Genomic DNA, 14,263 nt, shown 5'->3' with positions numbered 1-14,263 from the left:
CCTAGCGCTGCTGCACATCATCCAGAATGGTGGGGAACAGGGCCAGCGGATCGGTGCTCTCCCCCGCCAGGTAGTGTTTTTTCAGCTCCGGCAACAGGGGCTTGATGGATTCGCACAGGAACGGCTCTTCCAGGGCGATAATCTGATAGATCGCCCGCTTCAGCAGGGCTTTGCGCATGGTGCTGCCGTTGTTGTTCTGAATGGAAATGGACTGCAGAAACGACGACCAGGACACCACCAGCACCCAGATATTCAGGATCAGGGCGTCGATCTGTTCTTGATTGGCCAGCAGCACACCGGCATCCGCCATGGCCTGCAGAATGCGCCGACCATCGGCCACGGTGCGCGAGGAGAACGCACGGTATGCATCCCGCAGGCGCTCATCATCCTGCAGCAGGTGCTGCAGATCCCGGTGCAAAAACCGGTAATCCCACATGCTGTTGAGGATGGCCTCCAGGTAATTGACCTTATCCTGATAGGAAGCGTGGCGCCCCTCCGGCACGATCATGAAACCCTGCACCTCCTGCTGGTAACGCAGGAACAACTGGAACACGATCTCGTTCTTGTTACGGAAGTGGTAATACAGATTGCCGGGGCTGATGTTGAGCGCCGCCGCAATGTGATTGGTGGACACGTTGCGTTCGCCCTGTTCATTGAACATCTTCAGACTGGTCAACAATATGCGGTCTTTGGTTTTCATGGGGGAGAAGCGGTCCTTACTGCGCCATCAATTCCCCCCATAATATCGCAATTTCCCCCACTGTTAATGGCCAAATCGGCAAATAGGCACCCCAGATGGGGCCAGTTTGGGGCCCGGGCCGGGTCAATCTCGCAGCAGAGAGGGCATAATCAGCCGCCTGGGGTGCAGACTATAACGGTTGCAATAGTGCCATTCCGGATTTCCGCAGCAAAAAAAAGCCCGGTGCATGCACCGGGCCTTTATCAGCAACGTGAAGGTTGCTTAAGGTCTTACTTGTCAGCCGCTTTCTTGGCTTTCACTTCTTCGATCACCGCTTCGGCAACGTTCTGCGGACAAGGCATGTAGTGGGAGAACTCCATGGAGAACTGACCACGGCCGGAAGTGATGGTACGCAGGTGACCGATGTAGCCGAACATTTCAGCCAGCGGTACGTCAGCCTTGATGCGAACACCAGTGGCGCCTGGCTCTTGATCCTTGATCATGCCGCGGCGACGGTTCAGGTCACCGATTACGTCACCCACGTTGGCGTCCGGGGTGAACACGTCCACTTTCATGATCGGCTCAAGCAACTGCAGGCCCGCTTTCGGCAGGGACTGACGGAACGCACCCTTGGCGGCAATTTCAAACGCGATGGCGGAGGAGTCAACAGCGTGGTAGCCACCGTCGTACAGCTCGATTTCAACGTCCAGCACCGGGAAACCGGCCAACGGACCTGTCTCCATCATGCTCTTGAAGCCCTTTTCAATGGCCGGGAAGAATTCCTTCGGTACGTTACCGCCCACAACGGTGGAGGTAAACTTGAAGCCGGAGTTCGTTTCTCCCGGACGGATGCGGTAATCGATCTTGCCGTACTGACCTGAACCACCGGATTGTTTCTTGTGGGTGTAGCTGTCTTCAACGGCCTTGGTGATGGATTCGCGATAGGCCACCTGTGGCTTGCCCACATTCAGATCAACACCGTAGGTACGCTTCAGAATGTCGATCTTGATGTCCAGGTGCAATTCGCCCATGCCCTTGAGGATGGTTTCACCGGAATCCTGATCTGTTTCAACCTTGAAGGTCGGGTCTTCAGCAACCAGCTTACCGATGGCGATACCCATCTTCTCGACGCCAGCCTTGTCTTTCGGGGACACGGCGATGGAGATTACCGGCTCCGGGAACACCATGGCTTCCAGGGTACAGGGGTGGTCCGGGTCACACAGGGTGTGGCCGGTCTGCACGTTCTTCATACCGATGATGGCGATGATGTCGCCGGCCTGGGCAGAGGTCAGCTCGGTACGCTCGTTGGCGTGCATTTCCACCATGCGGCCGATACGCTCGGTCTTGCCGGTGAAGGAGTTGAGGATGGTGTCACCCTTGTTCAGCTTGCCGGAGTAAATGCGTACGAAGGTCAGGGCACCGTAACGGTCGTCCATGATTTTGAACGCCAGGGCGCGCAGCGGCTCATCAGCAGAAACAATGGCTTTCTCGCCAGTAGGCTGGCCTTCTTCGTCGGTCAGGTCCTGCGGGTCCACTTCAGTGGGGCTCGGCAGGTAATCCACCACCGCGTCCAGCACCAGCTGGATGCCCTTGTTTTTGAACGCAGAGCCACAGTAGGTGGGGAAGAAGTCGAGCTTGCGGGTGCCTTCGCGAATGCAGCGCTTGAGGTCTTCGATGGAGGGCTCTTCGCCATCCATGTAAGCCATCATCAGGTCATCGTCCTGCTCAACGGCCGTTTCAACCAGTTGCTCGCGGTACTTGGCGGCTTTTTCCTTCAGATCTTCCGGGATTTCCTCAACCTTGTAGTTTTCGGGCTGGCCGGAATCATCCCAGATGTAGGCTTTCTGGCTCAGCAGATCCACCACACCCACGAAGTCGTCTTCGATACCGATGGGCAGGGTCATGACCAGCGGGTTGGCAGCCAGGACTTTCTTGACCTGGCCAACAACGCGGTAGAAGTCAGCACCCATACGATCAAGCTTGTTAACAAAAATGATCCGGGAAACTTCGGATTCGTTGGCATAACGCCAGTTGGTCTCGGATTGCGGCTCAACACCGCCGGAGCCACAGAACACGCCAATGCCGCCGTCCAGTACTTTCAGGGAGCGGTACACCTCTACGGTGAAGTCAACGTGCCCGGGGGTGTCGATGATGTTCAGGCGGTGATTGTTCCAGAAACAGGTGGTGGCGGCGGACTGGATGGTAATGCCGCGCTCGGCTTCCTGCTCCATGAAGTCAGTGGTTGACTCGCCGTCGTGCACTTCGCCGGTTTTGTGGATTTTACCTGTGAGCTTAAGGATACGCTCGGTGGTCGTGGTTTTGCCGGCGTCAACGTGAGCGAAGATGCCGATGTTGCGATATAGGGCTAGGTCAGTCATGGCTTCAAACTTTCATGGCAGGTTAGGGTGGAAAAGCGCGCAATTATACCGATGAACGCTCCGTTAAGATAGCTCTCGATTATGTCAATTATCTTTCATTTTTGGGACGCCCGGGGAAGGCCTTAAACGGGCCTGGGGGCCTGCTTTGGGTGGGTTTTGCTGTATATGTGAACAGTTTGGGGGTGGCGGGGGTCTGAAATGGGGGCTTTTTGGGGTACTCAGAGCGGCAAGACGCGTTTATTAATTATGCACTAGCACCCTTCCATCGTGACCACCACCTTATCAAAACGCCGTTTCCTCAAATCATCCTTTGTTATCCAGAACTGAAGGATGCCTACATCAGCGAAATCCCACGACATGACGCCGTCGGAGTACAACTGAAGCAGCAGTACTTTGTCGATGTGCTTTTCTGCCGTGCCTTGCATATTGGTGCCATAGCCCAGCATTTGATGACGTATATCTACACGATCCTTCTTGTTCACCAGGAAACAGCTCAGAAAATCCTCCTTTTCTTCAGCGTTCAACAGATCGCGATTGGGCTGCTCAAGATCAAGACAACGGGCCATAGCCGGTCGCAAAGAGTAACCGATCGAATAGCGAAGAAAACCGGAAATCCTCCGTGCAATCAGGCGATCATGCTCATCATTTCCCCTTTCCCGCAGAATTTCCAGGCAATGCAGGAAAGACTTCGATATCCATCTACGTATCGCTAATCTTTCTGAGTCGAGCAGTTGTGTGTAGGGGCCTTTCTTTTCCGCGGTTTGCACCAGGTTCTCACAGGTTTCCAGAAAGCGGCGCTCCAATGGGTGCGTTGGCGATTTACAGAAATCGCTTCTCTCGGCGGCAAAATACTCTTTACTGCTTAACCATAAACTCACATGCAACCATGTTTGTGGCCACCGCTTCACAATGGGTGACACGTCCGGTTCTGGCTCCCTCAATTCAAATTCGTTTGTCACCCGATCCGGGTCCAGTATGCGGGCCAGCTTCCAATCGGTATCTTCGAGGCCTTTTTCGGCACCATGTGTACCATGAATCGCTCTGAGTGCCGCCAGGATGCTATCAGACTGCAACTTCTGCACATGTTCATCCAATTCCTTGAACTGGCTGCGCCCGATTTCAAACATATAGTTGGAGAAGACACCGTACGGGTCTCTGATATCAACAATTGGCTCCATTCTCACTTCGAATTTTGGATATAAAAAGGTGGGGAAATTTGTGTGCTCGACTTCAGTGCCATAACGATACCGTTGAGGGCTGTAGCTACTGTACCTTCCAACCGTTAATGACGAATCGCCATCTTGATTCACCGGTGACAGATCATCCAGTCCAGAGTTGATATAAAATACAGTTTGCGAAGTCTTTCCTTCCTCAAACATTTTTTCATCGATGAAAAAATATAGAATCCCATCGGTTGGCAAATCACCATACAAACCAAGATCAATATCATTTATCTGAGGGCTTCTAAGATCGATTTGCCCGAGGAATTGCATGCAACGGCGCTGTCCGTAGCACTCGCTTTTTGGCCACTGAAAGCCTTTAGGTGCCATCGGCCTACCACCAAAATAGGTTAAAGACCCTGTGTCCTCAAATGTTTTGGACAAAAACAATGCTGGGCGGGCATTATTCTTCACATAGTGCTCATAACCAAAGTATTCCGGTATGCCCAGTTCAGCTTTGGTAATATTGATGTTATCAAGGCCAGGATGCTGTGCTTTCCGCCCAGACACCTTTTCAATAGTGGGTGCATAACTCAGCGTTATGGTTCTGACTCCGCCGTTAACAAAAAATATCCATAGCCGATTCCGATCCACGACAATGACTTCACCTACCCCCCATTCTCGATTGACCGGTGACATCACCCGGTCTCCGGGCTTATACACTATAGGTGGTTCGAGCTCGGTGCTGCTCAGGTGCGGGCGGAATATCCTGTTATACGCACGGCTGGGTTCATAGGAAAACAGTCGGTCAAACTGGCGTTTCGATATTTTCAGATTCGACTGCGTCACCACTTCTCGAAGTTTCCCCAATGTGACCTGTCGATTGCCTTCAAGCTCCCGTATGTCTGGTAGCAATTTCTTGAACAACCCTGCCGCTTCCTGGTTGCCTTTCCTTACCCAAAGTATCGTATGAATGGCTTGGTCCGCAGGCGATCCACCACTGAACCCACGGCCATATCGTGGCCACACCAGTTCTTTCCACAAAGGTTGGTCGAGAAACACTTTGAATGTTGTTTTTAGCGCCCAATATCGGGACAGCCGAAGCGATAAGATCGCCACAATTGACATGAACACAACGGTCATGGCTGCCAACTGGATGATATCTATGTGGCTTTGCGTGAAATATTCCACAATGAAGTGATAACCAATAAAGAATGGTATCCATAGCAGGTTCTTTTTGACACCTTCCATTACTATCATTAAATATCCCAATACGGTCACCAGGAGGGTTGCTATGACCGCGCCCACGAGCAGCATTCCAGCGGGCACTGAATGGAATAGTGTCGCGCCAGACACCAACAACCCCAGAGCGAGCCATATTCGCACCTGGCCAATTTTGGTTTGATTTTGCCGGATCTTATGCAATACCAAATTGATACGTATATTCATCGACTTCGCAACACTGCTTGGGATATTTACAATATTAGACTAGCGCTGCCTTCTGGCCACACCCCTATATTGATGCTTGAATACTGAATGCCTGGTTGGAAAAAGCAGACAGGCTGGAACGAATGTTCTACGTTCAGCAGTGAACAGCGGCTAGCATTCTAATTGAACATTTCTACCGATGGCCAACCGCTCTAGCCAGTGAATTTGCGGCGCCCTATGGCTTTGGCCACCGTCATGTAGTCATCTGAATTGGGAAACCAGGATTCAACCAGCCTGGCTTTGCCATGCAAGGAGTGAATGATAAGCACCTCTCCTTGCCTTCCGGATCTCATTTCTACGTTTGCAATATCGGTGAAGTTTACTCTGCGCATGCTGTTTCCCAGCAAGTAGTTCGGAATTTCCACACAGGCGGGATTAATGGTTACCTGCTTTGGAACTAAAGCAGCAACCAACCCATAGGTTGCCATACCGACCAGATACAATAACGCAGCCATAAATAAATACAAAAAGTAATGGCTTGCCGTAATGCCGAGGCTCAACTTACGAGTGCTGATCATGAAATAAGGGTCTTGTACCTGAATCCAACACCACCAGGCCGCTATTCCACAGACTGTCGCCACCGTCATCAAAGCCAGAATTCTTTTGGGTCCATATTCAAAAGTAAGACTTTTCTCACTTTGAGGTGCTGAGTTGGCGATGGTGGCCTGCCGATGAATACGATTAATTTCCAATGTAGCTCGAACATAGAAATACATAAATGGAAATTGAAACACACAGCTATAGATAAGATCTGAAAGCTTTTCCACGTAAAAAAAAGTGGTTACGAACACTACACATTGGAACGCCAGGGCCACAACAACGGTCAGTCGGTGCCTTAAGAAGATTGCAATTGCCATTGCCACATTCAGAACGACGAAAAGCACTAATAGCACTTGATCGCTCAGGCTGGCAGTTGAGTTAAACACTTTCACAAGGACGAAAGACTGTATAAGAGCGTCAATCAGGGCAGCTATCCACCCATAGCGAACCATTTTAGAGTTGTGGGGTACTGGTTCTGCCGCTCGCACTGTTTCCCTCATTCGAGATCTTTTAAGCTATTTTCTGATTGTAGGCGAATTGCCCAAAATGCAACAGACGCGTGCAAGCTATTTGTGATGATCTAGAGAAAAGCCGAGTAGAAAAAATCGCCTCTGAAAGTGAATGCATTGAGTGGTAACCATATGCTATAAAATCCACCAAAGCCATTGTCCAGGATACCGACTTCTGAGTTTCGAATGTTCAGAGTAAAACCGATAATTGTTCTCGCGCTTATGTCTCTGCTGGGAATGGGGCAACTTTGTCATGCCCAGGTGGATATACCTGAAGGCATCAGTGATCTGGATGTTTCAGATCTGCGACAAGCCGTTATTGCCTTCGTGAATATCGCGACTGCGCCAGGTGTAGAAGGTAGTGCCCTTACCGTGGACAAAACGAACCGGCAATCAGACCTGTGGAGATCGAGCCTGGGATTCAGCGCAGAGTTCAGAATCAAGCCCAATATTTACAATGGCTACTGGGGCTTGTCGCTGATTGGTGGTGGCTTGGATGATCGCTTTGTATTAGTGGATGATTTTGGTGATGAGGTAGATGTGCAGGTAAAGCGCAATATTGCCGCATTGCGGGGTAATTTCGGGCTGAGTTTCCCCATTGACCAGCACTTCAAGGTTCGACCTTTTGCCTCTTTGATCGTTTCGCACATTGAAACAGAAAGCACAGCCCAGGGTGCGCTGTTTCTGAATTCCGAGCAATTTGAAGAGGCCTTTTTCAGGGCCAATACTGTCGATTCGGTGACCGGGGTTGCTTCGGTGGACTTGTTGTATTCAGAGTGGGGCGAGCGCTTGGGCGTAGACCTGATGGGTCGCTACAACATAATGTATACTGACACATTCAGTGAGGAGAACGCAGCACTGGATACCTGGGATTGGAGTCACTCCATGTTAGTGAAAGGTACCTTGAGCGGACCGACAGAGTGGCATTTTCGCAATCAAAAATGGTATTGGAACACCTACTACAGTTACAACGCTTACCTGGATCAAAAGAAAAGTGCATTGGGGTTTAATGATCTGCATGAAATTGGTGTCGGCCTGGACTGGGATATGCACATTAAACCTTTGGATTGGTTCGGCTGGCGCTATATTGGCGTCAAGGCTGGCTATTCATTTTCAGATGATGTGTCCGGTTTCAATATTGGGGTGACGGCGCGGTGAGGTGGTTGACCTGGATTGGTATATGCGCCAACCTCGGGGGATGCATTGCATCGGGGCCGGCAGCCCCGGATGGCAGGGTGCTGGTGATCACCAGCTATCCGGTTACTCAGGTTGATGGTAACGCCGTAGAATCATCCTACGTGCTGGAGCTGGCGCCGGGCCCCCATTCACTCACGGTTGTATACCAGACTTACCAGTGGAATTACCGCTGTCAGTTCGAATGGGAAGCTGATGCAGATCAACGCTATGAAGTGGTTAACAGTGATAACGTCCATCCCCTGACTTTGTACCGCTGGGTCAGAATCAATTCTCTGTGGGCTGCCCGTTATGATCCAGTAAACCCCATTAGCTGCGAGAAACGAACGACCGGATAAAGAAGGAGCCCCCCCTGAAACACTCAACAGGTATATTGGTCTTCCTGACCTGTAACGCCGTAACCGTATACGCGGATGAGCCATCCACAGAAGAGAAATCGGTTATACCGTACACGGTGATGGACACCACATCTGAGTGGCCTCAAGGTGAGTTGCCCCTGGATCTGCAGGATAACCCTTACCATGTTTCACTGTTCAACCCCACCCATGGCGAAGACAAGGAGCGTTTGTGGTCCCAGACCAAATTAATGTTTGGTTTGGGATTAGGTGTTGCAGGCTTTATAGCGATGTTGCCACCGGAAATTTCCAACTGGGATCGCAGTGACGACCGCTTGCTCGAAAAATGGCGTGACAACGTCAAAGAGGGGCCGGTTTGGGATCGTGACGTCTGGTATATCAACTATATAGGCCACCCCTATTTTGGTAGTGTTTATTATCAGGTGGCACGCAAATCAGGATATCGCCAATGGGATTCCTTTGTTTACTCGTTCATGATGTCCACATTTTATTGGGAATATGGTCTGGAGGCATTTGCCGAAGTACCCTCCATCCAGGATCTTGTGGTAACGCCTGTTGGGGGCTGGCTCTGGGGTGAATGGTCTTATAACAAGGAAAAGGAAATACGCCGACGTGGCGGAACCGTGTACGGTTCGCGTTTTTGGGGTGATATATCGCTGTTTCTGCTTGATCCGGTGGACTCCATCGGTGTAGGAATCAATAAAATGATGGGCAGGGAAGTGGTCAAAGCGGGTAGTGCCTGGGTGTCCAGCCAACCGGCGTTGAGTTTCGACGAAGCTGAATCAGCTGATTTCTATTGGAGCCTGAACATTGCGTACCAGTTCTAATGCCATCAAGGCAGCCTTGCTCGTTGTTTTTTGCCTATGCTCAGGGAGCGCCTTTGCCGAGGACCCGGTCACCAAAAGTATTGTCTTCCTTTCTGCCAGCTATGGCTATATTGATTACGACAATGATCGCGACCTGAAAGACCGCGACATGGGGGGGGTGGCGTTGGGGCTGCATTTTAATCGAAAATGGTCAGCCTCATTATTCTATTCCCGCTCTCATCCCGATAGTGAGTTGGGGGGAAGTGACCGTTTCGAAAACTACTATGCGCAGGGTAAATACTATTGGCGCAGCGAGGACAGTCTGCGACCTTATGTTGTCGTGGGGCTGGGTGAGATGCTGGGTGCCGAAGGCAAAGCGTACTCCGATACGGTGTTCCACACAGGAATAGGTTTGCACTGGACGCTACAGCCCAAGTGGGCGCTACAGCTGGATTACCGTTACTTCAAGGGCTTCGGTGATGGTTTTGTTGATCAAACTCTAATGTCCACCATTGTCTATCGTTTTGCTGAAGGTGAAAAATAATAGCAACGGCTCAGGTTACGTAGCCGGTTTGCCCTAGCGGCAGGCCCCACCCAGTTCCACTCCGGCAATCAGCACCGGCGTCTGCCCCAGGGCCAGATCCTCCAGAAAGCAGCCGTATTGATGCTGCGGCTGCGGATACTGGAATGCCACGTGGTGGCCGGTCATGATGCCGTCCTCGGCATAGCGCACCACGCCCACGGTGCGCCCCGCCCGATTACCCGCCACCGGTGAGAACAACTGCTGGTAGCCCGCCGTTTGCAGATCCGGCAGCAATTGATGAGCGGGGTCCACCTCCAGTTCATGATTGATGAAGTCCGCCCCCAGGCTGATCAGATAAGGGCGCTGCATGGGCAGGGTTACTTGCTCGTCGTAATGGCCTTCCACCACCAGAACATGAGGGGCAGGAGCGATTGGGTCATTGGACAGGAGTGTGGCCACGTTGGCCGGGGCCAGTATCAGTTCCGCCAGGGCCCACACCGGGTGGAAGGGGTCGCCGGCCACGGTGCCGGGTTCGACGTTCAGATAAATGTCCTCGATCACTGCGCCCACATCGGTGTCCCCCAGCGAATAGTAGAGGGCCAGGCCCAGGCCGTAGTTGCCGGCGCCGGTGGCAATCAGGCCGCGGTAGCCTACCGGGTCGGTGGCCACCGAGGCTGAGGCGGTCATGGAACCCAGGGACTGCCCCATCACCGCCTGCAGGTTGTGATCAAAGTGGATTTGGCCACCGGCTGCGAACGCACCCGGGCACAGCCCGGCATCCAGGGACAGGCCCATCACCAGTCGGCGGTATTGCGCCCGCTCCACCAGCATCTGGGCAAAGTTGTCGCGCATGGCTTTGGGGTTTAAAAAGTTATAGGTGGTGTGGTTGAGGGTAAAACCGGGGATCAGTTCCAGCACGGTGTCCAGCAGGCGCAGCTGCTCCTGGTGATCTGCCCCCAAATGCCCGGCCATGGCGGCGGTGGCCCAACCCCGTTGCGCGGCCACCTGGGCCGGGCTGCCCAGATAGATCTGGCTGCCGTCGGCGCGCGTCAGCCCGCGTTCAAACACCTGGGTGGCCAGGCCACCGGTGCCGTGGTGGTAATGCAGCAGCGGGTATCCCCTCGATGGCATGGGTTGTTTGGGAATGGTGACGATCACCGGGGCAGTGCGATGGCGCCGAATCACGGGGTTGTTCTGGGCATCGAATTCGATGCTGCCGCCACTGAAAAACGGAATCAGGCCTCGCTGCAGCACCGGCACCTGCCAACTGGATTCCAGCACGCAATAGTCTGCGGTTTCCTCCCGCAACACCCAGGGGCTGTCGAGTGGCGCCGGTGTCCACTGGGCTGCTTTTTCCACGATGTTTTTCATATAGTGGCTGGCATTGCCGGTGGTCCACACGGTGGCGCCGATGATGTCGGCGGCTGCCAGAGTGGGTGCATTCGTGGGTGCATCAGAGGGCGCATCAGAATGTGCTTCGATAAACCGGGCCAGGGGCGCGTACACCTGCTGCGCACGGCGGGCATCACCGGGCAACAGCAGCGGGTTCACCGTCCACGGGTTGTGGCCCTGCAGCAGCGCGGTCAGCTCCGGATTCGGTTGAATGCTGTCGGCCTGTTGGGCAAATTCACGCTGCACCACCAAGGCATAGGTGGTCTGTTCACGCAGCGGTTTTCCCACCGGGCGCACCTGCAATAAATTCTGTGGGCGATACTGATCCGGCTCTGCCGTCATGGCGATGGCCAGGGGATAGCGGGTGCCGTAATCCGGTGAGGCGGGATCAATGTCGATCACCTGCACCGGCGCAGTGTGGTTGGCAAAGTCCACCGGGGCAAGATCATCCACATGGGCCGCCCGTTGCAAACCGGTGCCAAACTGCATGTACAACGGCATGGCCGGCGAATAGCCGAATGCCTGATGTCGAATCTGATGGGTGTAGGTAAGGGAAAACAATTGCAGCGGCCGGGGGAACCCGCTCACATCGATGCGCTGATCATTATTGTGCAGATCGACCTTGCGCAAGTCGGTAGGAAACCCCTGCGAGAAAAAGCCATCCCGCCAGGAAATCTTTAATACCATTTGATCGTCGTCGGCGCCGGCATTGCAGCCCCCGATGAGCATCAGGCTGGCGAGGGCCAGGCAGGGCAGTATCCAAACACGAATCCAGTGGGTGGCCCAACGGCCAGGGCTGACACTCAGCACAACGCATCTCCTTATGCTTCTTTTTGTTATGTGCAGGTTCTTCAATACAGAGGAACATCCCGTTCCTGCTGCCATTCTCGAAGCCTGAACCCGGAGAGACAATTGACCTGAGGCGACAATCTTTTTTAATAAAAACCTTAAACCGAACTATCAGGATGAATGCATGCGGCTCAGGGTTTGAACAACACCACCCGCGGCACAATGTGATTGCGGCTGGCGCCACCTTGCAACACAAAGCCACTGGCCAGCCAGTAGGTGGTGCGCGACGGGTCGGGGCGAATGTCCAGGTAATCCCCCCAGGCACCGTTACCCGGCCCATGGGTGGAGGCCTGCCCCAAGGTCATCTCCCAGGTGCCGGAACTCTGATCCAGATGGCCCACCGCATGGGTGGGAAAGCGCCCGCCACCGCCACAAAACGCGGTCACCCCCACATCACCCCGCTGATTGGGGCACATGGCGGGATAGGCCCAGGCGCGGTCTGTGCTCCACAGATCCGGTTCGTCCACCAGCGCCATGTTGTTGCGGTTGATGCGCACCACGCGAATAAACGGATGCGGGTGATCTGCATCCGCCGCAGCACTCCAGGCAAAGCCCAGGCGATCTTCTGCCATCCAGCCACCGGTGACCCGGGCGTCCAGGCGGTTTAACCAGCTGCCACCATCGGGCAACGGGGACACGTAATGGCGATCCGCCCAATCGCTGACGGCGACGCTGGTTTGGGTGACGGCGGAGGTGTTGTCGGCCCAGCGGAACACTTGCAGTTGCGGTGCGCTGTAACTGAGGCTGGCGAAATAGGCGACGTTGCCCGCGCCCCTGGCAAAGCGCAGGGAACCAAACTGATCCGTGGACCAGGCCTGGCGTTGCAGTTCACCCCGCGCCTTCAAGGTGGCCATGGGAAAGCGCAGCACCACGGCCCGTTGCCAGTGATCGGTGGCAGTGGAAAACAGGTTGAAGGACAGCAGCAGGTTGCCGTCGGTTTCCAGCATGTCCGGATAGTCCAGCCAGACATTGCGCCAGTTGGGATCGATGTCCTGGGGGGTGGTATCCCAAAACGTCCAACTGCCGGGGGCGCCGGTGGAACTGACCGCCACCCGGATGCGATTGCCGGTGGTGTTTTTGGCGAACTGCAACAGCCACACCCACAGCCGCCAGGGCTTGGAATACAGCACCAGTTGATCGCAGCAAAACCCGGCCCCCGCGGGCGGCAGTTCGGTGTAGGGGTCGATGAATTTCCAACGGGCACCGGCACTGGTGGAACGGGCAGCAAACCAATTGCCGGTCACGAACATACGCTTGCCGGAACAGGCCAGACTGGGCTCGGCAATGGTGGCCGTCTGGCGGCCGGTGGCGGTCTGGTTCAGGCCGATATCACTGAGAATCGTGGTCATCTTTGATGTTCGCTTCCGGGCTGGGTTTGGTTTTTTTGCGGGTGGCCGTGCGAGAACCTGTTCCACCAGAGCCATCACCACGGCTACGGCGCTGTGCACCCGGCCCCGGCGCCTTGCGTTGGGGGGAGATGTTCTGATCCTTTTGGTCAAAATCCGGTTTGCCCGGCACTGTGGGTTCCATCTGCAGATCCGGATCGGATTGATGCACCGGTTTCTGTTTGCTTTTTTTGTGGAGGGTGCCGGGTTTTTTCGCGGCCTTTTTGGCCGGCTTTTTTGCTGCGCTCATAATGCTGTCACCAACCGTACGCCGTAACCGGCCATCACCGTCCAGAACAGAATGGCAAAGCCTTTCTCCCCCACCTGTTGATTGAGACTGCGCCCCGCCAACGTGCAGAGCGCCATCACCGGCACCAGTACCGCCGCCAGCATCAGGTGGGATTGCCCCAGCAACCCGGAATGGGTGAACACTGCGGCTTTGGTCATGTCCCCCACCAGGGACACCAGGGACGCCGCCCCCACCAGATACTGGCGATCCAGCGGCAGGCTGCGCAGGGCCACCCCTTTCAGCGGCCCCGAGGTACCGGAAAATCCCGAGGTGGCACCAGAGGTGAACGCCAGCAGCCCGGCCCAGGCTTTGCGTGCCGGCGCCTGCATGGAAGCATCTTTCGACACGCCGCGCCGGGCCACCAAATCCCCGGCAAAGGTGGCGATCAACGCGATCAGCACGCCGATGGTGACCCAGCGCTCCGGCGCCTGCACCATCAGGCCGGCACCCAGGGCCGCCCCCACCATCACTGCCACCGCAATCAGCGCCGCCTGGGCCAGGGGCAGGGTTTTGCGGTACACCACCACCTTGGCCACGTTGTTGGCCGCCAGCAACAGGGCCGCCAGGGCGACGCCTTCCTTTGCCCCCAGCGCCATCACCAGGGCGGGCACCAGAATCAGCGATCCCCCCAGGCCCGCCGCCGCCGACAACACAAACGACGCCGGCACCACCAGAATCAGAATGGACAGGGTTAACACATCGAATTCCATACAGG

12 protein-coding genes are annotated in these 14,263 nt (G+C 54.6%); 4 read left to right on the top strand and 8 right to left on the bottom strand.

What is annotated here, in order from left to right; genetic code table 11:
• Position 1 precedes the first annotated feature (1 nt).
• The 4 genes from D9N14_RS13340 to D9N14_RS13325 all read right to left on the bottom strand — a co-directional run bounded on the left by D9N14_RS13340 (position 2) and on the right by D9N14_RS13325 (position 6,745).
• Complete coding sequence (locus D9N14_RS13340) at positions 2-700, bottom strand: TetR/AcrR family transcriptional regulator (RefSeq protein WP_290580456.1); 699 nt, start codon at positions 698-700, stop codon at positions 2-4.
• 269 nt (positions 701-969) lie between these two features.
• On the bottom strand, positions 970-3,057 hold the full coding sequence (fusA, locus tag D9N14_RS13335) for an elongation factor G (RefSeq protein WP_290580454.1): 2,088 nt from the start codon (positions 3,055-3,057) through the stop codon (positions 970-972).
• A gap of 251 nt (positions 3,058-3,308) precedes the next feature.
• A complete protein-coding gene (locus tag D9N14_RS13330; RefSeq protein WP_290580452.1) occupies positions 3,309-5,666 on the bottom strand; it encodes a DUF3553 domain-containing protein in 2,358 nt (785 codons plus the stop codon).
• Positions 5,667-5,857: 191 nt separating this feature from the next.
• Entirely contained in the window at positions 5,858-6,745 is an 888-nt protein-coding gene (locus tag D9N14_RS13325; RefSeq protein WP_290580450.1) for a hypothetical protein, read from the bottom strand.
• A 195-nt stretch (positions 6,746-6,940) separates the two neighbouring features.
• Between D9N14_RS13325 and D9N14_RS13320 the strand changes: the two genes are divergently transcribed.
• From D9N14_RS13320 to D9N14_RS13305, 4 genes are all read left to right on the top strand, one after another.
• Complete coding sequence (locus D9N14_RS13320; protein WP_290580448.1) at positions 6,941-7,912, top strand: hypothetical protein; 972 nt, start codon at positions 6,941-6,943, stop codon at positions 7,910-7,912.
• Positions 7,913-7,989: 77 nt separating this feature from the next.
• Complete coding sequence (locus D9N14_RS13315) at positions 7,990-8,286, top strand: hypothetical protein (protein WP_290580446.1); 297 nt, start codon at positions 7,990-7,992, stop codon at positions 8,284-8,286.
• A gap of 119 nt (positions 8,287-8,405) precedes the next feature.
• The gene (locus D9N14_RS13310; protein WP_290580443.1) at positions 8,406-9,131 is read left to right on the top strand and encodes a DUF3943 domain-containing protein; all 726 of its coding nucleotides are present in this window, start codon (positions 8,406-8,408) and stop codon (positions 9,129-9,131) included.
• The gene (locus D9N14_RS13305; RefSeq protein ID WP_290580441.1) at positions 9,115-9,654 is read left to right on the top strand and encodes a porin family protein; all 540 of its coding nucleotides are present in this window, start codon (positions 9,115-9,117) and stop codon (positions 9,652-9,654) included. Before D9N14_RS13310 ends, D9N14_RS13305 begins: the two co-directional genes overlap by 17 nt.
• A 33-nt stretch (positions 9,655-9,687) precedes the next feature.
• Here D9N14_RS13305 and D9N14_RS13300 read toward each other — a convergent pair whose 3' ends face one another.
• From D9N14_RS13300 to D9N14_RS13285, 4 genes are all read right to left on the bottom strand, one after another.
• Positions 9,688-11,835, bottom strand: coding sequence for a hypothetical protein (locus D9N14_RS13300; RefSeq protein WP_290580439.1), 2,148 nt, complete (start codon positions 11,833-11,835; stop codon positions 9,688-9,690).
• Positions 11,836-12,005: 170 nt separating this feature from the next.
• Complete coding sequence (locus tag D9N14_RS13295) at positions 12,006-13,223, bottom strand: hypothetical protein (RefSeq protein ID WP_290580437.1); 1,218 nt, start codon at positions 13,221-13,223, stop codon at positions 12,006-12,008.
• The gene (locus D9N14_RS13290; protein WP_290580435.1) at positions 13,204-13,509 is read right to left on the bottom strand and encodes a hypothetical protein; all 306 of its coding nucleotides are present in this window, start codon (positions 13,507-13,509) and stop codon (positions 13,204-13,206) included. Before D9N14_RS13290 ends, D9N14_RS13295 begins: the two co-directional genes overlap by 20 nt.
• On the bottom strand, positions 13,506-14,258 hold the full coding sequence (locus D9N14_RS13285; protein WP_290580433.1) for a sulfite exporter TauE/SafE family protein: 753 nt from the start codon (positions 14,256-14,258) through the stop codon (positions 13,506-13,508). Before D9N14_RS13285 ends, D9N14_RS13290 begins: the two co-directional genes overlap by 4 nt.
• Between the last annotated feature and the right edge of the window lie 5 nt (positions 14,259-14,263).

This window comes from Ketobacter sp. (assembly GCF_003671495.1).
Taxonomy (GTDB): Bacteria; Pseudomonadota; Gammaproteobacteria; order Pseudomonadales; family Ketobacteraceae; genus Ketobacter.
Note: the sequence above shows the minus strand (reverse complement) of the source record. Positions and strands in the feature narration are given on the sequence as shown.